Genomic DNA, 20,640 nt, shown 5'->3' on the forward strand with positions numbered 1-20,640 from the left:
AACGGTTCGAATCGTGCCGCCTGTCAAATATCGGCGACCACCTCGTTGCCCCGCTCCTCGAGCCAGGTGCGCCGCTGCGCGGCTTCGCCCTTGCCCATCAGCATATTCATCACGCCCACGGTCTGGGGCAGGTCGAAATGTCCCAGCGCCACCGGCAACAGGCGGCGCGTATCGGGATTCATGGTGGTTTCCCACAACTGCTCGGCATTCATCTCGCCCAGGCCCTTGAAGCGCGAGATCTGCCAGCCGCCTTCCTTGATGCCATCCTTCATCAGCTTGTCCTGGATGGCCACCAGCTCACCGTCATCCAGCGCATACAGCTTCTGGGCCGGCTTCTTGCCACGTGCTGGCGCATCCACCCGGTACAGCGGCGGGCGGGCCACGCACACGTTGCCGTTATCGATCAGCCTGGGGAAATGCTTGAAGAACAGGGTCAGCAATAGCACCTGGATGTGCGCACCGTCCACGTCAGCGTCGGACAAGATACAGATCTTCCCGTAGCGCAGGTTGGACAGGTCGGGCTCATCGTTGGGGCCGTGCGGGTCCACGCCGATCGCCACCGCGATATCGTGCACTTCGTTATTGGCGAACAGGCGGTCGCGCTCGGTCTCCCAGGTGTTGAGCACCTTGCCGCGCAGCGGCAGGATGGCCTGGAACTCCTTGTCGCGCCCCATCTTGGCCGAGCCGCCGGCGGAGTCGCCCTCGACCAGGAACAGTTCGTTGCGGGTGACGTCGGTGGATTCGCAGTCGGTCAGCTTGCCCGGCAGCACGGCGACGCCAGAACCCTTCTTCTTCTCCACCTTTTGCGCCGCGCGCGTGCGCGCCTGCGCCTGGCGGATCACCAGCTCGGCCAGCTTCTTGCCGTACTCGACATGATGATTGAGCCACAACTCAAGCGCGGGACGGCTGAATGCGGACACCAGCTTCACCGCATCGCGGCTGTTCAGGCGCTCCTTGATCTGGCCCTGGAACTGCGGGTCCAGCACCTTGGCGGACAGCACGAACGAGGCACGGGCGAACACATCCTCGCTCATCAGCTTGACGCCCTTGGGCTGCAGCGCGTGCATCTCGATAAAGCTCTTGACCGCCTGGAACAGGCCTTCGCGCAGGCCGGACTCATGCGTGCCGCCGGCCGGGGTGGGAATCAGGTTGACATAGGACTCGCGCACCGGCGCGCCGTCCTCGGTCCACGCCACCACCCACGAAGCGCCCTCGCCCTCGGCGAAGCCGTCTTCAGCCGGGTTGGCGTCCGGGTCGGCGAAATGCTCGCCTTCGAACATCGGCACCACCAGCTCGGCGCCGCTGCCCTGCGCCAGCGCTTCGACCAGGTAGCCCTTGAGGCCCTGCTCATACTGCCAGGTCAGGCGCTCGCCATTCTTCTCCTGCAGCAGCGTGACCTTGACGCCTGGCAGCAGCACAGCCTTGCTGCGCAGCAAGCGCTGCAGCTCGGCCATGGGGATCGCGGCCGAATCGAAGTACTTCGCGTCGGGCCACACCTGCACCCGCGTGCCGCTCTTTTTCTCGCCGCGTTCCAGCTTGCGCGTGGCCAGCGGCACGGTAACGTCACCGCCGGAGAAGGTCAGCGTGGAGCAGTTGCCATCGCGCCATACGGTCACGTCGAGCCGGGTCGACAGCGCGTTGGTGACGGAGACGCCAACACCGTGCAGGCCACCCGAGAAGGCATAGGCGCCGCCCTTGCCCTTGTCGAACTTGCCGCCCGCGTGCAGGCGCGTGAACACGATTTCCACCACCGGGACCTGCTCTTCGGGATGGATGCCAACCGGAATGCCGCGGCCATCGTCCTCGACGCTGATGCTGCCGTCGCGGTGCAGGGTGACCATGATCTCGGAACCGTGGCCGCCCAGGGCCTCGTCGGAGGCATTGTCGATCACCTCCTGCACGATGTGCAGGGGATTGTCGGTACGGGTGTACATGCCGGGTCGTTGCTTGACCGGCTCCAGGCCCTTCAGGACCCGGATGGAAGATTCGCTGTACTGACTGATTTTGCTCGCCATGGAGTCGCTTGCTTAGTGGGATTCTCGGCCAGCCTTGGCGGGGCGCGGTTGCCGCACGCCAGCCAGGGGGGCCGGGCAGCCTGCATTGTAATGGAAGCGGGTAGCCGTCTTGATGCCAATCGTCACCAACAATGGCTGTGCACGATTCGACATATTTGATGTTGCGAGCGACGCCGGGGCCGCGCCCGACGCCCTGCCGGGATGCGCGGTACACTCGCTCGCACAGGCGCGGCCAAGGCGGTTCCGGACCGCGCCGACAAAACTAGAACAGCACTACGCACACCGAGCCAGGATGCAGGACGCCATGCAGAACACGATTCGACACACACAAAGAAAACCACTCTCCCTCACAACAGTATTGATTTGCGGTGGACTACTCGTCACCTTATCGATGGGGATCCGGCACGGCTTCGGCCTGTTCAACCTCCCGATCACGCAAACGCACGGCTGGAGCCGCGAGACCTTCGCCTTCGCGCTGGCGCTGCAAAACCTGATGTGGGGCGTGACCCAGCCGTTCACGGGCGCGCTGGCCGACAAGTTCGGCGGGTTCCGCATCATGCTCGCCGGCATCGCACTGTACGTGGTGGGCCTGGTCGTGATGGCCATGGCCACCTCGGGCACCGCCTTCGCGTCAGGCGCCGGCATCCTGATCGGCATTGCGCAGTCCGGCACCACCTACAGCGTGGTGTACGGCGTGATTGGCCGCGTGGCCAGCCCCGAGAAGCGCGTGTGGGCCATGGGCATCGCGGCGGCCGCGGGCTCGTTCGGGCAGTTCCTGATGATCCCGGTCGAGCAGACGCTGATCTCGACTGCGGGCTGGCAGAACGCGTTGTTCATCCTGGCGGTACTGGCCTGCCTGATGCTGCCGCTGGCCTTCAGCCTGCGCGAGCCGCAAGGCGCGACCCACGCACCCGGCTTCCAGCAGACCATCGGCCAGGCCGTGCGCGAAGCGTTCGGCAACCGCAACTTCCAGTTGCTCACGCTTGGCTACTTCGTCTGCGGCTTCCAGGTGGTGTTCATCGGCGTGCACCTGGCGCCGTACCTCAAGACCGGGGCCTGAGCGATCCCAAGATCGCCACGGTGGCGCTGGCGCTGATCGGGCTGTTCAATGTGTTCGGCACGTATAGTGCTGGCGCGCTCGGCCAGCGCGTGCCCAAGCGCTTCCTGCTGTCGCTGATCTACATCACCCGGTCCGTGGTGATTGCCGGCTACCTGCTGCTGCCGCTCACGGCCACCAGCACCTGGGTGTTCGCCGCGATGATGGGATTCCTGTGGCTGTCCACGGTGCCGCTGACCAACGGCATCATCGCGCAGGTGTTTGGCGTGCAGTACCTGTCGATGCTGTCGGGCGTGGTGTTTTTCTCGCACCAGATCGGCAGCTTCCTGGGGGCCTGGCTGGGCGGCTTCCTGTATGACCGTACGGGCACCTACAACACGGTGTGGATGATTGCGATCGGGTTGGGCGTCGTGGCAGCGCTGGTGAACCTGCCGATCCGCGAGCATGCGATCGCGCGGCCTCAGGCGGCGACGGCATGAGCACGGCGCGCCCCGCCGGCCTGGCGCTTCGGGCCGCCGGCTTCGCGGCGCTGGCCGGGGTGCTGGCGCTGGCCTTCATGGCCTACCTGCGGCCAGCGTTCATGGTGGATCTGACGAACATGGCGCTCGCCTGGTGCGGGTAAAGCGCGGAGAAGACCGACAGTCGCCCGTTGTCCCTCCCCTCGCCCGCGTGCGGGGGGGAGGGAGAGGGCGCCGTCGTCATGGCAGCTGGTGTTGGCCTTACTGCGCCTCGGCCTTGGTCTTGGCTTCCAGCACTTCCCAGCGTTCCAGCGCCTCCAGCAGCTCCAGGTCGATCTCGTCGTGGCGGGCCGCAAGCTGCGCGGCCTTGCCCGCGTCGCTGACATAGAGCGAGCCATCCGCCAATTGCGCGCTCACGGTCTTCTGCTCGTTTTCCAGCGAAGCGATGCGCTCCGGCAGCGTATCCAGCTCGCGCTGCTCCTTGTACGACAGCTTGACCAGGCGGTTGGCGGCGCGGGCTTCGCGCGGCTTCGTGCTGTCGGCGGCGGCCTTGGCCTCGCCGCCGCGCACGTCCTGCATGGCCGCGCTGCGCGCCGACTGGACCTGCCAGTCGGAGTAGCCGCCCACGTACTCGCGCCAGCGCCCGTCGCCTTCGGCGGCGATGGTGGAGGTCACCACATTGTCCAGGAAGGCCCGGTCGTGGGAGACCAGGAACACCGTGCCGCTATAGTCCTGCAGCAGTTCTTCGAGCAGTTCCAGCGTGTCGATGTCCAGGTCGTTGGTCGGCTCATCCAGCACCAGCACATTGGCCGGGCGCGCAAACAGGCGCGCCAGCAGAAGGCGGTTGCGCTCGCCGCCGGACAGCGACTTGACTGGCGAGCGCGCGCGCTCCGGCGCGAACAGGAAGTCGCTCAGGTAGCTCATGACGTGCTTGCGCTGGCCGTTGATCTCGACCCAGTCGCTGCCCGGGCTGATGGTATCGGCCAGCGAGCGCTCCAGGTCCAGCTGCGTGCGCATCTGGTCGAAATACGCCACCTGCATGTTGCTGCCGTTGGAAACGATCTTGCCGGAGCGCTCGCCTTGCGATACTTCCAGCCGGACGTTGCCCTGCACGTCGCGGCGGGCCGCGCGGTCGGTGCGCATCGTCTGCAGGCGCTGGATACGCGCCACGCTGCGCGTGCGGCGCGCTTCCACGCCCTTGCGGATCCAGACTTCTTCCTGCGCCAGCAGCTTGTCGAACTTGGCCTGCTCGACCTGCTCGGCGGCCAGCAGGTCAGCCTTGCGCGTCTGGTAGGCGGCGAAGTTGCCAGGGAAGGAAATCAGCCGGCCACGGTCCAGTTCGACGATGCGGGTTGCCACGCGGTCGAGGAAGGCGCGATCGTGGGTGATCAGCAGCACGCTGCCACGGAAGGCCAGCAGCAGGTCTTCCAGCCAGCGGATCGCTTCCACGTCCAGGTGGTTGGTCGGTTCGTCGAGCAGCAGGATGTCGGGTTCGGCCACGAGAGCCTGCGCCAGCGCCACGCGCTTTTGCATGCCGCCAGATAGCGCATCCACGCGCACATCGGCGCTTAGGCTGAGTTGCGCCAGCGTGGTTTCGACCCGCGTGCGCAAACCCCAGGCGCCGGCGGCGTCGACTTCCGACTGCAGGCGGTGCAGCTCGGCCAGCGAGTCCTCGTCATGGTTGTCGTCCAGCCCCGCCAGCGCCGCTTCATAGGCCACCAGCAGGTCGTGGACCTTGCCCAGGCCCTGGGACACGGCGTCGAACACGTTCACGCCGGGCTCGAACTGCGGCTCTTGCGGCACATAAGCCGAGGTCACGCCGCTCTGGCGCGCGATCAGGCCATCGTCCGGCGCGGACAGGCCAGCCACGATCTTGAGCAGCGACGACTTGCCGGAGCCGTTGCGGCCAATCAGGCCGACGCGCTCGCCGGCTTCCAGGGAAAAGTCGGCATGGTCGAGCAAGGCCACGTGCCCAAAGGCAAGCTGGGCGTCGGAAATCGAAAACAGGGCCATGGGAGCAATACGAAAGGAGACAGCGAAAGGGAGGCAATTCAAGCGGCTTGAACCCGCGGCCGCGCGCCGGCGTCGGACAGCAACCGGGTGGCGGGGTGCCAGGTAGCCGGCATTGTAGACCACCTCCGCCCGCCCTCGCCCGGAGCCGGCGCAAACCCCGCGCCCGCCGTCGCCACAAAAAAAGAAGGGCCCGCGCTCGCGCGGGCCCAAGAGTCTCTCCTCGGTGCCCTGCTCGCAAGGCACGGAACGGAGCATAGCAAGCCCCTCCGGCCGGCTCTAGTCGTACAAATCCGTAAGGGAAAGCCCCGTCAACGCCGCCTGCGGGCCGCGCTGTTGCGCGCTGCGCAACACCCCTTGCCGTAAAGATTGTCGAGCCGCTGGCACCCGTGGAACAATGGCCGACGGCCCGCAGGCCACAGCACAACGGCAGCAATACAAGAACCGGTCCAAACCGGTGAGAGGCGACCCAACGCCAATTCCGCTTGACGCCTTTTTCTTCGTACGGGGAATGCCATGATCCATCCGCGTGTGCAGCGCTTGCCGCTGCTGCCAGTGCTATCGACCCTGCTTGCACTTTCGCTCGGCATCGGCTTCGGACCGGCAGCCGCGCAGTCCGGCGGCTCGCCCGTGCTGCAACGCATCGAGCAGACCGGCGTGCTGCGCATCGCCCACCGCGAAAGCTCGGTGCCGTTTTCCTTCGTGGCCGACGGCAAGCCCTATGGCTATGCCATCGACCTCTGCCTGCGGGTGGCCGACGCCCTGCGCGGCGCGCTCCGGATGCCGGGCCTCAAGGTGGAATTCGTTGCGGTCACGCCGGCCAACCGCATCGCCGCCATCGTCGACGGCAAGGCCGATCTCGAGTGCGGGTCCACCACCAACAATCGCGAGCGGCGCGAGCAGGTTGCCTTTACCATCCCGCACTACATCGCCGGCAGCCGCATGCTGGTCAGGACCGATTCCGGCATCCGCAAACTGGGCGACCTGCGCGGCAAGACGGTCGTCTCCACGGTGGGCACCACATCCCTCGCGGTGATACGCCAGATCAACGGCTCCGGCGCGATGCAGATCCACGTGGTGGAAGCCAAGGACCACGCCGAGGCCTTCGCCATGGTCGAGCAAGGCAAGGCTGACGCCTTCGTGATGGACGACGTGCTGCTCTACGGCCTGCGCGCCAATGCGCGCGACCCGGCCCTCTACACCGTCACCAGCGAGCTGCTGACAATCGAGCCCTACGCCATCATGCTGTCGAAGCAGGACGCCGAGTTCAAGCGGCTGGTGGACAAGACCCTGGTTGCCGCCATCTATTCGCTCGATACGCAGCGGCTCTACAAGAAATGGTTCCAGTCGCCGATCCCGCCGCATGGGGTCAACCTCGACATCCCCATGAGCTACCTGCTGCGCGATTCCTTCAAGTTCCCGAGCGACAAGGTCGCCGACTAAGAGCGCATCCCGAACGGCACAACTCGTGCGAAGATGGCGGCCCAGCCGCTTTTTTGCGCATGCGTTGCGCCGAGTGCCGCCCGATGTCCCGCCCCATGTCCGCCACGCCCCTGAAGCTGACCGATCTCTCCGTCTCCGCCCTGGTCGCCGGGCTGATCGCCATGCTGACCGGCTACACCAGTTCGCTGGTACTGATGATCCAGGCCGGCCAGGCCGCCCATTTGTCGGACGCGCAAGTCGCCTCGTGGATCTGGGCGTTGTCCATCGGCATGGGAGTAACCACCATCGGGCTGTCCCTGCTGACACGCTCGCCCATTGTTGTGGCCTGGTCCACCCCTGGCGCCGCCCTGCTGATCGCCAGCCTGCCGGGCGTGCCCTACGCGCAGGCCGTCGGCGCCTTCATCATGGCGGCGGTGCTGATGACCGCCGCCGGCATGACCGGCTGGTTCGACAAACTGATGCGCGCGCTGCCGGCCAGCATTGCCTCAGCGCTCCTGGCCGGCATCCTGTTCCGCATCAGCGTCGACGTGTTCGTGCAAGCCCAGCATCAAACCCTGCTGCTGCTGGTGATGTTCGCGCTGTACCTGTTGGGCAGGCGCTTCTGGCCGCGCTACGCGGTGCCGGGCGTGCTGCTGGCGGGCGTGGCGCTGGCCGGCGCGCTTGGCCAGCTGCATTTCGAATCGTTCCATTTCGCGTTGGCCAAGCCGGTGTGGACCACGCCGGCGTTCTCGCTGCAAGCCTTCGTCAGCATCGCGGTACCGCTGTTCATCGTGGCGCTGGCGTCGCAGAATATTCCCGGCCTGGCGGTCCTGCGCGCCGACGGCTATCACATACCGGCCTCCCCGTTGATCACCGTCACCGGCATCGCCTCCGCCCTGCTCGCCCCGTTCGGCTCGCACGGCATCAACCTGGCGGCCATCACCGCGGCCATCTGCACCGGCGCGCAAGCCGATCCCGACCGCAACCGGCGCTATACGGCGGCGGTGGTTTGCGGCATCGGCTATCTGATCGCGGGGGCGTTGGCAGCCAGCATTGCCGCGCTGTTCGCGGCGTTCCCCAAAGCGTTGGTCGTGGCGGTGGCCGCGTTTGCCTTGCTCGGCTCGATCGCCAGCGGCCTGACCACGGCCATGCAGACGCCGGCCGAGCGCGAGTCCGCCCTGCTGACGTTCATGATCACCGCCTCCGGCATGACGCTGGCGGGCGTGGGGTCGGCTTTCTGGGGTGTGGTGGGCGGCATGCTGGCGTTGCTGGTCCTGCGCCCGCGCGCCGCCCCTAAGCCCTGAGGCTGGAAAGCCCGAGCGCCTACAGCAGCAGGAAAGCGATATCCGCCGCGCCGATCCCGGAAATGGAGGTGCCCTTGCGCCGCTGGAACAGGATGTGCTGCAGCACCCGGTCGCGGTGCTCGGCAAACGTGGCTGGATCGAAGCGCAGCGCGGTGAGCGCGTAATGCTCGGAGAGCAGATGCCAACCACCACGCGCGCATGCATGCCGCGGTAGCGATCCAGCTCGCCGTGCGCCTTGCGCAATTCCTCGCGCAACGCCCGCACCTCCTGCTGGAGCCTCATGTTGTGCTGCACGCCGCGCTGGATGCGCGACGCCTCTTCCAGCGCAACATCCGCCGCGGCAATCGTGTTCTGCCAGACCCCCTGACCCATCGTCTGGCCATCCACCTGCGGCCACACGATCTGAACCTCTTCCTCGCCTTTCATGGCGCCCCCCCTAGAACCTGACTCACCCGCCGCTGGCTTTATCACGTCCGCCAGCTGGTCGGGGCTACCGCGACCAACCCACTCTTTGAGACTTAGGTCTCCCGGCGCTCGAACAACGCGCTCTACTCCGATTGAAGATGGCATCCCGGTGCGGGACAACCACCTGAAAGGAGGGATCGTCAGACTGCATGGCAGCTTCAATCATGCCTTGCACTGTACACCTCGCGGGGCGAGCCTGGCAGCTATGGGAAAATGTGGCTCCAGCGACAGCCAACCGGAAGGACCTATCGATGAACGCCTACATACTGCTGGCCCTCGCCATCGCGGCCGAAGTCATTGCCACCAGCAGCCTCAAGGCCTCCGAGAGTTTCACGCGCCTGTGGCCAAGCGTGCTGGTCGTGGCCGGCTACGTCGGCGCCTTCATCCTGCTGATGCAGGTCATGAAGACCGTGCCCGTGGGCATCGCCTACGCGATCTGGTGTGGTGCGGGGATCGTGCTCGTCACACTGATCGCCAGCGTGCTGTATCAACAGATGCCGGATCTGGCAGCCTGGGCAGGGATCGGGCTGATTATTGCGGGGGTGGCAGTGATTCAGCTGTTCTCGAAGATGGGTACGCATTGAGGCATGCGCCGTGCGGCGGCAAGCCACTGCATTTCAATTGGAGGACGGTTTGACGAATCGCTGGGAACCTTAGGGTGGTCCCGCCGGCGCGCGAAGGCTGCTGAGCAGAGCGCCGGGTGACGGACAGCATCTGATTGCCGCCACCAGTTAGCTAGCCTACAACGTAAGGGCATAGCAAGCAGGAGACCGAGCCCATGGCCGAAGATCATTTTGTCCTCGCCGACAAATGCGAGGGGGGTGTCGCACTATCGGGGGCTAGCGGATTCGTTGGTAGCGTGGTGCTGAAAACTCTTGAAGCTGGCGGCGCAGAGATCACCTGCCTCTCGCGGGCAGCCCCAAGCGGCGGCGCGCGAACGACAACGAGCCGCGACCTTCTGGTGGCCGACGATTTCGCCAACCTCGAGCAGGTCTGGCCGTCTGCGCTAAGGCCACACTGCGTGATCCACCTGGCTGCGCGGGTCCATATCATGCGCGACACCGCAGCGGATGCACTGGACGCCCATCGCGCTACCAACGTCACGGGGACGATGCGCCTAGCCGAGGCCGCCGTGCGAGCCGGGGCAAAGCGCTTCATCTTTGTCAGCAGCATCAAGGCACTGGGCGAGGGCGAGGGGAATCGCGGCCGACCATTGCGCGAAGACGATGCGCCAAAACCAGTCGACCCATACGGAATATCTAAGTACGAGGCCGAACGTGCTCTGTTCGAGTTCGGCAAGCAGAACGGCCTGGAAGTGGTGGTGATTCGGCCGCCGCTGGTATACGGGCCGGGCGTTCGCGCAAACTTCTTGAGCCTGTTCAGCGCGGTAGCGAAAGGTGTGCCGCTGCCGCTTGGCTTCGCCAACGGTCCCCGCAGCCTGGTGGCCGTGGATAACTTGACTTCCGCGATCATTGAGTGCATCCACCACCCCAATGCGGCGCAGGAAGTTTTCCATGTCGCGGATGGCGAGGATGTGTCGGTGGCTCAATTGACCCGCATGATGGGGAAAGCGCTTGGTCGCCATGCGCGCTTGCTGCCAGTGCCGATTGCGCTGCTGCGTGCCGCCGGCGCGCTGACCGGCCGCAGCGAAGCGATTCAGCGTCTGGTGGAACCGTTGCGCGTGGACATCGCCAAAATCCGGACTCTCCTGGGATGGCGTCCTCCGCTATCGCTCACCGATGGCCTGGCGCAGACGGCCAAATGGTACCGCTCGACTTATGGTGCCTAGCAACGCCCACGGCCTTACCTACTGGCACGCGATCACCGCCGCCTTCAGCCGGGCGTCATACGTCGCACACTGGGCCAGCGCCCTCTACGAACACTGCCGTGGTGGCACTTCGCAAGGGATGCCATCGTGGTCGCCGTCAATCTTCACGCCAGGGCAGTTGCGCAGGTAGAAACGGGCCGTGAGAAGGCCGCCCGGAGGCGGCTGCCGCAGTGGCGGGGCGCGGAGTCCAAATAGTGGATAATCTGCGCCGCGCAGGTGAATATGAAAAAAGGTGATGCAGAAAAAGAATGAGGAAATCGAGGCCCTTCGCGGACTCGCCATTGTGGCCGTCGTGGTTTCGCACATGGGTAACCTGCTTTACTGGAACCGCGCATTCGGCGAAGTGATGCACTCGCTGAACCTCGCGGCGGGTGTCGATCTATTTTTCTGTATCTCGGGCTATGTCATCACGACAGCCTTCTACGCAAAGCTGAAGGCCGCCGCTGCAACTGGCCGCAAGGCGTTCCTGCGGGAGAGCCGGGATTTCATGATCCGTCGCATGTTCCGCATCATGCCGGCGGCATTGACGTGGGTTGGCGCCGTAGCCGTGGGCTCAGTCTGGTTCAACGAAACCGGCGCGCTTGGCACGCTGACTGGAAACCTAGGCGACGCAGTAAGCATATTGCTCAACGTCTCGAACATCCACTTTGTAAACTGCATCTTGTCTGGCAACGCATCGCCATGGTGCGGAAACAACGGTATCTACTGGAGCATCTCGCTGGAAGAGCAGTTCTACCTGCTGTTCCCACTGCTCGTGCTAGTCCGTCGCCGGTGGGTCGCCATCGGAACCATCTTGGTCGTCCTGGCGCTGCTGTTGATCGAGCGGAACCTCTACGTCTGGTACACACGCGTCGATGGTCTTCTTGCAGGCGTCTGCCTGGCGCTTGCAATCCATCACCCCTGGTATCGTCGGCTTGAGCCTCTGCGGCCCACCATGCTCTCTCGCTGGGCCGCTGTTCTGCTCACCTGCATCGCCATCGCCACAATTGCACGCACCAGCTCCGTGCTTTCGGCCGCTTGGCCCGAATTAACTACCGCTCTCTGCGCGGTTCTGGTCATGCTTGCCAGCTACAATCACGGGCACTGCTTCGCGCCCGGTTTCCCGCGGCAGATCCTGGCTTATGTAGGCAGCCGATCGTTCGCCCTGTATTTGGCACATAACCCGGTCTTCTGGGCGGCGAAGGAAGTGGCCCACCGTGTTGGTGCCCTCAATGCCGGCGATGAACCCACCAATCCAACGCTATATGCGACGCTGTCGCTGCTCGCCATGGTGATCCTCGCAGAGCTCAGCTACCGTTTGGTCGAGGTGCCTTTCCGCGGAGGTGCCTTTCCGCGACTGGGGACGGGCCTTGACGAAGCGCGCCCCTAGTGCCAAGAAGTTCACTTTGGCTGCGGCGGAGTGAACACCCAGGCGCCGCCGGCCCCCTGCATCGGTGCCCAATCGGGCCGCGGTTGGGGACTGACGACACTGACGTCAACCCGACAGCTATCTGCGTCGTCGAAGCGTGGTGATTCCCCCGTCGGGCCCTATCGGGACCGTTCAACAAAGCGCGAGTCGCCCCGCGCGCCATCTATCTGGCGCCCCCTTCAGCTGTGGAACAATCAAGACATCTGACCTTCCCAACTGCCCACCAATGGGGGATGCATGAAAGAACAAGACATCACGGCTGCTTTTGTTGCCAACGCGAAGACCGGCCTGCATTTAGAAAGTGGGTTGGTCTTGCTAGAGCTCTCCTTGGCAAACTCCCCAGAGGACGCAGCGGCCGGCAAACTCACTTCGCAGTGGTACGCGCTACCGCCCGAAGTCGCGCAGCAACTCGCTGCGCGACTCGCCGAGCAAGCTCGGTCTCTTCTGGCGTGGGATCAGGCTCAACACGGACAGAAAAACTGATTGCTCCGATGGAGAAGCGGCGCGCGACCAAACGGCTACCTCCGGAATCGCAAGGCGGTTTCATGTGCCTATCTCCGGCGGTACTGTTTCGGGTCATAGATCGCTCTCGCCGGGTCGCTTTCAGGCGGCCGCGGGATGGTCGAGGTGGGTGGCGGACTTGGAGCACGCCTTCTTCTTCGAGGGCTTCAGTTCCTCTCGGTCCGCCAGATCCACCTGATCCCAGTCAACGGCATCTGGAAATCGCGCACGCAGAAACACTACCCACGGCGAGGTATGTGGTTGCTCGTCTTCCATTGCGAAATCCGGCCCTTACCCTTACTGAGGACCTGTCTCGCTGATGACAGCCTGGAGGCCACCAAGGGCCTGGATGCGTTCGCGTGCGTTCATGCCGTTCATGCCGTTCATGCATAGAATGCTAAACTGCCACTATCAAGATCTCTAAACCCACTATGGTTTAGATTTCTAAAAATGACCCTAAGCGAACGAATGCAAGTGATCCTGGACGAGACCGGCGCCGAAGCTGTGGCGCTGGCGAAGGCCGCTGGCGTGACCAAAGGAACGGTGAGCCAGTGGCTGAGCGGCCAGATCAAATCCATCAAGCTGGAATACGCCATCGGCATCCAAGATGCATACGGCTACAACGCCTTGTGGATCGTCATGGAAAACGGTGAAAAGAAGACGGCGGCAGCTGCGGCCAATGACGGCGCCGCACAGGCGGACGAGAAACTGAAGGCATTCGCCGGCAGCGACTTCCAGCCCATGCCGAAGGGCCGACAAGTTCCGGTCGTGGGGCAAGCCCAGGGCGGCCCCGACGGATACATCGGCATCCACGACTACCCGCCGGACCAGGGTGGCGGCTGGATCAGCATGCCCACTCGCGACCCGTCGGCCTATGGCCTGCGCGTCCGCGGCGACAGCATGCGCCCCCGGATCAAGAGCGGCGAATTCGTCCTGGTTGAGCCCAGCTTCGAGGCGCAGCCCGGCGACGACGTGGTCGTCAAATTCCGGGATGGCAGCGTGGTCGCCAAAGAGCTGCTCTGGGTCCGGGATGATGAGGTTTGCCTGGGCTCCATCAACGACAGCGTGCCCCCGATGACACGGCCCCTGGAAACGGTGCAGACGATCCATCGGATCGCGGCCATCATCCCGCGCGGATCCCCCCTACACGCGATCACGCTACAACATGACGCATTTGAAGCGTCCGCGCCACCCACTGACAGTTCACACAACAGACCAGCCTGAAAATGGAAAGCCAAATAACTTCGTCTGAGCCCAGTATCCGGAAGGCCCTTTCCCACCTCGACTCCATGCTGGTCCCGAACGAGGTGGCGCAGTGTTACGCCGTGCAGCGCCGGATCTTCGCGCTTCTCCATCGCCGGGCCTTGGTGGCGGCGACCTCTGGGCGACTGATCGGCATCAGCCGGGGCCTGATCGGGGGATTCACGCCGGTAGACATCCGCTGGCAAGACGTCAAAACCGCCAATGTCAAAGCGGGAATTTTTGGCAGCGACATTACGATCACTGCCCTCACGCAGCCTGACCTAGCGAGCGGCGGGACCGTGCGCACGTTCCAATTTACCGGACTCAGGAAGGCCGACGCGCAGGCGGTATATCGTGCCTGCCAGGCGCAGGAACAAGCATGGCGTGAAAAACGAAGGCTTCGTGAGCTGGAGGAATTGCGGGCCAAGTCGGGCGGCTTCCAGACATCGTCGCCGCGCGATACGTCGTTCGGTAGCGACGAAGCAGGCTCAGGCAAGGGAGATCTGACGGCACGCCTGAAGCGCGCCAAGGAGATGCTCGACAGCGGGCTGATCAGCGATTCCGAGTACGAGACCATCAAAGCTAGGGTTATCTCAGAGATCTAACTTTGAAGGACGCGCATCGGCCACCTGCCGCGCGCGCATCCTCCGCCCAAGCCCGCTTCGGCGGGCTTTTTGTTGTCCGCAACCTAGCGCCCGATGACCACCTGGAAGACCAAGCCAGTCGGGATGGCGACCAGGAAGTAGTCTCCGCCGACGCCCACCCACTGGTATCCGCGCGGCGGAGGCGACAGTCTATAGGCGTGCCAGTCATCGATCACGTACTGACGCTGACGATATTCCGGAGGGACCCTTTCACCCTTATGCCAGCTGCCAGGCCCCGGGCGATCAGCGCGACGATCAGGGCTGGACCATCCGTCCATCCGCTCCCTGCCCCTGTCACCCTCCCAACCTCTGTCACCCTGCTGGCGGCGGTCATCGCCGCGGGCGCGGTCGCCTTCCCGGTCGCGGTCGTTGTAGCCGCGCTGGTGGTCGTTGTAGCCGCGCTGGTTATCGTGGTTTTGTCCCTGGTCATGGCCCATGGATGGCCGTCCGCGATCATCACCGCCGGGCCCCCTGTCTTGGGCGTGGCCCGCTATCGAAGTGAGAGAACACGCAGCCAGCGCCATGCCGGCGATCATCTTGATCTTCCGCATCTCGATCTCCAAAAGCCCGCGTGATTGAGGGCCTATACCGTTCAGTCTATTCCGGGCTCCCTCACCGGCCGGTAACGAAATCGTAACGCGTACTCATCACATACCCAACGCCGACCTCACCCACGCATCGATGCCCAGCCGATAGAAGGTAGCGCCCACCTCCGTCAGCTGCATCCTCCCCTTCCCTGAAGGCGCCCTTTCACACCCTTCTGGAGTAGAACACTAAACGCATCGCTTTGGTTTTATTTACTTTGCAGATTAATATTCTAAACCAAGTTCGAGCCGCTGAAGTCCGCAGCGGTTCGCCCGAGACAGAGATGCGCAAGCAAACCAAGCAGTCGTGGGAAGTGGGTCAACAGGTCAAGGTGGGGTTCCTGGTCGGCCTGACCGTCATCGCCAAGATCCCGACCCCGGGTGACTTCGCCCCGGACGCCTATGTGCTGGTGCGCGGCGAGCAGTTCTATGCCTTCGTGCCGCACAACGGCATTTCCAAGATCGACCCCCGAGATGGTTGCCGAGGGCAAGCGCCTGCGCGCGGCCGCAGAGGCCCACGCGTCGGGCCAAGCCGACCGCGTCATTGCCACCGCCAAGCTCGCCGCCGAGCTTATGGCTGCCTGAGGAACCCTGGCCATGACACCCGCCCCATCGTCCCCGGCCGCAGCTATCAAGTGCATGGCGCAGGCCTGGATCTGACCGTGCTCGCCACCAACCCGGCCGATGCCAGGCGGCCCAATGCGAACTTCGGCGGACACCAAAAGCCCGGAAAGCCTTGATTTACTTGGGAGGAGAGGACTTCAGAGAACTTCTGCGAACTTCATTATGGTCCCGCCGGCAGGAATCGAACCTGCATTTCACGCTTAGGAGGCGCGTGTTCTATCCATTGAACTACGGCGAGACGGTAGACACTCCCTGATCGGCAAGTGCGCCTTGGCGGCGCGGATCCGAGAGCAGGCCGGAGTATATCAAAATCCTCACCGCCCAAGAACCGCGCCGCGCCTGCTTCAGCACTCGCCTTTCTTGGCGTGCCCCGGGGGGCAGTGATAGCCCTTGTCCTTCTTGCCATACCCGCCATACCCGCCGTCGCCGCGTCCATCCCAGCGCTCGGGTACCAGCACCCATCCGCCGCTGGCCTGCACCCAGCGCGGCGCCTCGTACGCGTAGCCAGCACGCTCGCGCTCCCATCTGCCTTTTTCCATTTGTGCTTGTGACCGCGATCGTCCCAATCCCAGTATCCGGGGGCCCAAACGTAGCCGGGACGCGCAACCGGGACGGCTTCATAGACGGGGACCGGCGGCGGAACGCCGATCGCCACATTGATTGACACCTGGGCCAGCGCCGCCGGCGCCACGCCAAACCCGCCCGCCAAGCCCGTTACTGCCGCTGCGCACAACAGAATCTTTCGCATATCGCTATCTCGTTTGCCTGTGTTGTTCAGGAGCGAGAATAGCCTGCCCCGGGCTTTCAGACTGTTAGTAAAGGTATCTATGGATGGCCTATGCCTGGGTGGCATAGGCCGCGCACAGGAAACGCAGCGGTGTAGCGAGGCGCACCGAGCGGAGCCTCGCGCCCCCACAAACGAGAAGCCCGCCAGGAAACTGGCGGGCTGGTTGCGGACGGTCCGGACCTTCCAGGTCAACGCCGGCGCTATCGCGGCAACAGCCGTTGCAAGCAGCATTTCCCATGATTCCGCCCATGACGCGGACGTCCCTCCGGACCACCCGGAGAGCCGAAGGAAAGCTGGCAGTGACGCCGACTGCCGCGATATCAGCGGCTAGCAGCACTTAAAGCAAAGCGCCAAGGAAGGTCAGCGGGTGTTCCAGGTCCGCTACCTTGCCGGGCAACCGTGTGCCCGACGGCTTCAGTATAGGCAGGCAACCTACGGATGCAACTTTGAATGCGGCAAGGGAAAATCCAACAAAAGTGCGCGATGACACGCAAAATCTCGCATTTCGGCCTCATTCCGGCCTCAAAAAGGAATTCCTATCGCAGTGCAACAAACTTACTTTTGTTTCTGCTATAATTCGCGCCGTGAGTTCGCACTGTGAGTTGTGCAACACGTCAGCCGGGTTCTTCCGGCAGACGATACCGCCCCCGCTCTCAAGCTCTGCTCCCCGGTCCCGCCGACTGGCCTGCTTCATGTTGCTGTGTTGTTGCTGCATCAAGGCCAAGTGGTGATACCCGACAGAACGCATTTCTCACCGACGTCGCCTCGTCTCCGATCCTGTTGAACAGCTCTATAGAGCTGTTTGCCTGCCAGGGACTGTCGCCCGGCCTTGTGCCCGGTGCCACCCTGCCTGCCGCCGTACTGCCAGCTGTGTCTGTCGTAACGGCCTCACCGATTGGCGCCGAAGCCTTTTTAAGACTTTGCACTGCGCCCGCCCCTGTTCGCTAGTTCGGCATGGGGTGCCATGCATTTAAAGAAAATTACGACATGACCCAGCACGACATTCGTGCGGAGCAAGATTTTGCCTCCGCCGCCGACGCATCGATCGAAGCCGCAGCCATCGCCACCCCCGCAATCCAGGAACCGAGCCCGCTCGACAAGCTCGACGCCATCCTCAGCCCGGAAGCCGCCGTGGCACCTGCCGCTGTTGCCATCGATGCCGAAAACGGCTTCGCCAAGCTCGGCCTCGAAGAAGCCATTCTTCGCGCCCTGGTTGAACTGAACTACACCACCCCGACCCCGGTGCAGGCACAAGCGATCCCCGCCTTCCTGGCTGGCCGCGACCTGCTGGTTTCGAGCCAGACCGGCTCGGGCAAGACTGGCGCCTTCATCCTGCCGGCGATCCAGCGCATCAGCGAGAAGGCTTCGCCGAATCGCCCGCGTTCGGACGATCCGGTCAAGCGCATGAAGGGCAAGCGCCCCCGTCCGTCGCCGGCGCAACCCGCGCTGCTGGTGCTGACCCCGACCCGCGAACTGGCCCTGCAAGTTACCGAAGCCACCGCCAAGTACGGCCGCCACCTGCGCCGCATTGTCTGCGCCAGCATCCTGGGCGGCATGCCTTACCCGAAGCAGCTGGCAGCGCTGTCCAAGATGCCTGACATCCTGGTCGCCACGCCGGGCCGCCTGCTCGACCACGTCGAGGCCGGCCGTATCGACCTGTCCCAACTGGACATGCTGGTATTCGACGAAGCCGACCGTATGCTCGACATGGGCTTCGCCGACGACATCGACGCCATCGTTGCCGCAACCCCGGCCAGCCGCCAGACGCTGATGTTCTCGGCCACGCTGGACGGCCGCATCGCCCAGCTGGCTTCGCGTCAGCTGCGCGATCCGCAACGCATCGAGATCGCCGCGACCCGCGCCGACCAAAGCAATATCGAACAGCGCCTGCACTTCACCGACGACATGTCGCACAAGGAAAAGCTGCTTGACCACCTGCTGCGCGACGCCACGCTCAAGCAAGCCATCGTCTTCACCGCGACCAAGCGCGATGCCGATTCGCTGGCTGAACGCCTGTCGGACACCGGCTTCGCAGCCGGCGCGCTGCACGGCGACATGACCCAGGGCGCGCGTAACCGCACCCTGACCTCGCTGCGCCGCGGCAACCTGCGCATCCTGGTGGCAACCGACGTGGCAGCACGCGGCATCGACGTGCCGGACATCACCCACGTGGTCAACTTCGACCTGCCCAAGCAAGCCGAAGACTACGTGCACCGTATCGGCCGTACCGGCCGTGCTGGCCGCTCGGGTGTCGCCATCAACCTGGTGAACCACGGCGACATGTTCCAGTGGAAGCGCATCGAGCGCTTCACCAACAACCGTGTCGACGCATCGGTGATCGAAGGCCTGGAGCCGCGTCGCTCGCCGAAGCCGCGTTCGGGCTTCGCCGGCAAGCCGGGTGGCGACCGCGGTGGCTACCGTGGCAACAGCAATGGCGGCGGCTATCGCGGCGGTGAAAACCGCAGCTTTGGCGACCGCAAGTTCGGCGGCGGCGAAAGCCGTGGCTTCGGCAGCCGTGATGGCGCCGCACGCCCCGCAGGCGACCGCCCGTTCGGCGACCGTGACGGCAACCGTGGCTTCGGCGACCGCAGCAGCCTGGGCAACCCCAATGGCAACAGCACCGGCTATCGTGGCCAGGGCGGCCAGGGCGCGGCCGGCGGCCAGCGCAGCTTCAACAATGAAGGCGGCGGTTACCGTGGCGGCGACAATCGCGGCTTTGGCAATCGTGACGGCGCGGCTCCCCGCAGCTTCGGCGATGGCAACCGTGGCGCCGGCTTCGGCGGCGGTGCTGCCGGCAATGGCGGCAACGGCGGCTACCGCGGCGGCGAAGCCCGCAGCTTCGGCAACCGCGATGGCAACCGTGATGGCGCGCCCCGCAGCTTCGGCGATGGCAACCGCGGCGGCTTCGGCGGCGGTCAGCGCAATGGCAACGGCAACACCGGCGGCCGCTCGCGTTTCGAGCGTTAATCTGCCCGGCGCAATGCGTTCACCGCTTCGGCGGTGAGCACTAGCAAGCAAAAGAGAAAGGCACCTTCGGGTGCCTTTCTCTTTTGCCTGACTGCCTCAACCATCCGCGTCGGCCACGGGCAACCAGCGCCCCCGCTACATAGAACAACTGCGAAAGCCGACGAACGCGAAATCGTCCTCGGGCAGCAGCGCCATGCGCGCACGCGCATGGCGCTGGCGCGCCGGGCTGGCGAAGGAGGCGCCCCGCACCACCTGGTGGCTGGCAAAGCAGTACACGTATTCCATATCGGCGGGGCTCGCCTCGAATCCCGCGTAGGGTTCGTACGGCGTCGTGGCTGACGTGACGCACGGCCTCGTCAGGGTTCAAGGTGCGCAGGCTGCCGAAACGCAAGGCCATCCAGGCCCGCGACTCGGGATGGCGGGCCCAGTAACGCGGCGCCGAACGATCCTGCATCATCAGCCACTGACGTCCCGCGGCCGACCACCATGATGCACGCTCATAGCCACCGTCCTCGACGAAATCGAGGAACTGCGCATTGCTGACGGGCGTGGCATCCATCTCGAAAGCCGGTACATAGGTGGGCTGCGGCGGCCGTTCATCGGGCAGCGCGAAGCCATCCGGCTCGCTCCAGCCCTGGAGGAAACGCCCGCCGGGAAACTGCAACGTGCCGCCATGCGGCACGGATACCGATGGCAGGGCAACCGCAGGCTCCACAGGGGCAACGCCCAGCGCCTGCAGCAGCGCGGCGACGGCCTCGCCCTGGCGGTCCTCGTGAAACAGCGCGCGGCGCCAGGCGTAGAGCGTGGCGTCGCCGTCATCGGGCTGCGCCGCCAGCCGGCGCAGGACGGCATCGAGCACATCGGCGGCGTAGCGCTTGACCACTGCCACGTCAGGCAGCGCCACCTCCCAGCGGGCATCGTGATCGATCCGATCGGGATCGAACCACGCATCCGCGCCCGTCAGCAGCGATGGCTCGCTGGCGACTTGCAGCCAGGCACCATCGCGTTCCAGCATACGCACGTCGCGCAGGCACCACCATTCGGCGTGCCAGGCCACATGCCCGAGAGTCCAGAGCGGCGGATCGGCAAAGTCCTGGTGGGGCACCTCCCAGCCGCGCCGGGTCTGGCCAAAGGCTGCCAGCCAGGCCAGGGTGCGATTGCGCGCTTCCACCAGCGCCTGTGCCAGGCCTTCGCGCGGCAGCCGCCGGGCGTCGGCCCAGACGGCCTTGCCACCGTTGAAATGAAGATCGGGAAGCATGGAGAAGCCGCTCATCGAAAACCCTGCCGGAGAATGGGATTCGCACCCGGTTGCGTGGCCCGGCGA

Annotated in this window: 16 protein-coding genes, 1 tRNA gene and 4 pseudogenes; 12 read left to right on the plus strand and 9 right to left on the minus strand. The window is 64.7% G+C overall.

Annotation, left to right across the window (positions count from 1 at the left end):
- Window positions 1-23 precede the first annotated feature (23 nt).
- The gene (locus OR16_RS15640; protein WP_006158922.1) at window positions 24-2,015 is read right to left on the minus strand and encodes a DNA topoisomerase IV subunit B; all 1,992 of its coding nucleotides are present in this window, start codon (window positions 2,013-2,015) and stop codon (window positions 24-26) included.
- 304 nt (window positions 2,016-2,319) lie between these two features.
- Here OR16_RS15640 and OR16_RS15645 point away from each other — a divergent pair.
- Window positions 2,320-3,551, plus strand: a pseudogene (locus OR16_RS15645) (MFS transporter).
- Window positions 3,548-3,694 (plus strand): hypothetical protein, encoded by a 147-nt coding sequence (locus OR16_RS44575; protein ID WP_006158923.1) that lies wholly within the window; start codon window positions 3,548-3,550, stop codon window positions 3,692-3,694. Before OR16_RS15645 ends, OR16_RS44575 begins: the two are co-directional and overlap by 4 nt.
- A gap of 97 nt (window positions 3,695-3,791) precedes the next feature.
- Here OR16_RS44575 and OR16_RS15650 read toward each other — a convergent pair whose 3' ends face one another.
- On the minus strand, window positions 3,792-5,543 hold the full coding sequence (locus OR16_RS15650; protein WP_006158924.1) for an ATP-binding cassette domain-containing protein: 1,752 nt from the start codon (window positions 5,541-5,543) through the stop codon (window positions 3,792-3,794).
- A 513-nt stretch (window positions 5,544-6,056) separates the two neighbouring features.
- Between OR16_RS15650 and OR16_RS15655 the strand changes: the two genes are divergently transcribed.
- Window positions 6,057-6,983: an amino acid ABC transporter substrate-binding protein gene (locus tag OR16_RS15655; RefSeq protein WP_006158925.1), complete on the plus strand. Its 927-nt coding sequence runs from the start codon at window positions 6,057-6,059 to the stop codon at window positions 6,981-6,983.
- 95 nt (window positions 6,984-7,078) lie between these two features.
- A complete protein-coding gene (locus tag OR16_RS15660; RefSeq protein ID WP_006158926.1) occupies window positions 7,079-8,266 on the plus strand; it encodes a benzoate/H(+) symporter BenE family transporter in 1,188 nt (395 codons plus the stop codon).
- 19 nt (window positions 8,267-8,285) lie between these two features.
- Here OR16_RS15660 and OR16_RS45820 read toward each other — a convergent pair.
- Window positions 8,286-8,638 (minus strand): annotated as a pseudogene (locus OR16_RS45820) (hypothetical protein).
- A 344-nt stretch (window positions 8,639-8,982) separates the two neighbouring features.
- Between OR16_RS45820 and OR16_RS15670 the strand changes: the two are divergent.
- Window positions 8,983-9,315 carry a DMT family transporter gene (locus tag OR16_RS15670; protein WP_006158928.1) on the plus strand — a complete coding sequence of 111 codons (333 nt, stop codon included), beginning with the start codon at window positions 8,983-8,985 and terminating at the stop codon, window positions 9,313-9,315.
- A gap of 194 nt (window positions 9,316-9,509) precedes the next feature.
- Window positions 9,510-10,520: an NAD-dependent epimerase/dehydratase family protein gene (locus OR16_RS15675; RefSeq protein ID WP_050982989.1), complete on the plus strand. Its 1,011-nt coding sequence runs from the start codon at window positions 9,510-9,512 to the stop codon at window positions 10,518-10,520.
- Window positions 10,521-10,604: 84 nt separating this feature from the next.
- Here OR16_RS15675 and OR16_RS48275 read toward each other — a convergent pair whose 3' ends face one another.
- Window positions 10,605-10,865, minus strand: coding sequence for an excalibur calcium-binding domain-containing protein (locus tag OR16_RS48275; protein ID WP_085961298.1), 261 nt, complete (start codon window positions 10,863-10,865; stop codon window positions 10,605-10,607).
- Between OR16_RS48275 and OR16_RS15680 the strand changes: the two genes are divergently transcribed.
- Both OR16_RS15680 and OR16_RS43520 read left to right on the plus strand, forming a co-directional pair.
- On the plus strand, window positions 10,795-11,928 hold the full coding sequence (locus OR16_RS15680; protein WP_006158930.1) for an acyltransferase family protein: 1,134 nt from the start codon (window positions 10,795-10,797) through the stop codon (window positions 11,926-11,928). The two genes, OR16_RS48275 and OR16_RS15680, sit on opposite strands and share 71 nt — an antisense overlap.
- 276 nt (window positions 11,929-12,204) lie before the next feature.
- Window positions 12,205-12,450 (plus strand): hypothetical protein, encoded by a 246-nt coding sequence (locus OR16_RS43520; RefSeq protein ID WP_141639877.1) that lies wholly within the window; start codon window positions 12,205-12,207, stop codon window positions 12,448-12,450.
- Window positions 12,451-12,570: 120 nt separating this feature from the next.
- On the opposite strand, the gene OR16_RS44090 is transcribed toward OR16_RS43520, so the two are convergent.
- Window positions 12,571-12,744 (minus strand): hypothetical protein, encoded by a 174-nt coding sequence (locus tag OR16_RS44090; protein WP_158001361.1) that lies wholly within the window; start codon window positions 12,742-12,744, stop codon window positions 12,571-12,573.
- A 192-nt stretch (window positions 12,745-12,936) separates the two neighbouring features.
- Here OR16_RS44090 and OR16_RS15690 point away from each other — a divergent pair, with 192 nt between their 5' ends.
- The gene (locus OR16_RS15690) at window positions 12,937-13,692 is read left to right on the plus strand and encodes a S24 family peptidase (RefSeq protein ID WP_006158931.1); all 756 of its coding nucleotides are present in this window, start codon (window positions 12,937-12,939) and stop codon (window positions 13,690-13,692) included.
- A gap of 65 nt (window positions 13,693-13,757) precedes the next feature.
- Window positions 13,758-14,315 carry an SHOCT domain-containing protein gene (locus OR16_RS15695; protein ID WP_202801083.1) on the plus strand — a complete coding sequence of 186 codons (558 nt, stop codon included), beginning with the start codon at window positions 13,758-13,760 and terminating at the stop codon, window positions 14,313-14,315.
- Window positions 14,316-14,398: 83 nt separating this feature from the next.
- On the opposite strand, the gene OR16_RS15700 is transcribed toward OR16_RS15695, so the two are convergent.
- On the minus strand, window positions 14,399-14,905 hold the full coding sequence (locus OR16_RS15700; RefSeq protein WP_006158933.1) for an RcnB family protein: 507 nt from the start codon (window positions 14,903-14,905) through the stop codon (window positions 14,399-14,401).
- Window positions 14,906-15,222: 317 nt separating this feature from the next.
- Between OR16_RS15700 and OR16_RS15705 the strand changes: the two genes are divergently transcribed.
- Complete coding sequence (locus tag OR16_RS15705; protein ID WP_006158934.1) at window positions 15,223-15,678, plus strand: hypothetical protein; 456 nt, start codon at window positions 15,223-15,225, stop codon at window positions 15,676-15,678.
- Window positions 15,679-15,725: 47 nt separating this feature from the next.
- Here the strand turns inward: OR16_RS15705 and OR16_RS15710 are convergent.
- Both OR16_RS15710 and OR16_RS15715 read right to left on the minus strand, forming a co-directional pair.
- A tRNA-Arg gene (locus OR16_RS15710) sits at window positions 15,726-15,800 on the minus strand.
- A gap of 106 nt (window positions 15,801-15,906) precedes the next feature.
- Window positions 15,907-16,310: pseudogene (locus OR16_RS15715) on the minus strand (YXWGXW repeat-containing protein).
- 1,026 nt (window positions 16,311-17,336) lie between these two features.
- Here OR16_RS15715 and OR16_RS15720 point away from each other — a divergent pair.
- A complete protein-coding gene (locus OR16_RS15720; RefSeq protein ID WP_006158936.1) occupies window positions 17,337-19,316 on the plus strand; it encodes a DEAD/DEAH box helicase in 1,980 nt (659 codons plus the stop codon).
- A gap of 135 nt (window positions 19,317-19,451) precedes the next feature.
- On the opposite strand, the pseudogene OR16_RS15725 reads toward OR16_RS15720, so the two are convergent.
- Window positions 19,452-20,589 (minus strand): annotated as a pseudogene (locus OR16_RS15725) (SUMF1/EgtB/PvdO family nonheme iron enzyme).
- Between the last annotated feature and the right edge of the window lie 51 nt (window positions 20,590-20,640).

It is taken from the genome of Cupriavidus basilensis OR16 (genome assembly GCF_000243095.1).
GTDB lineage: Bacteria > Pseudomonadota > Gammaproteobacteria > Burkholderiales > Burkholderiaceae > Cupriavidus > Cupriavidus basilensis_D.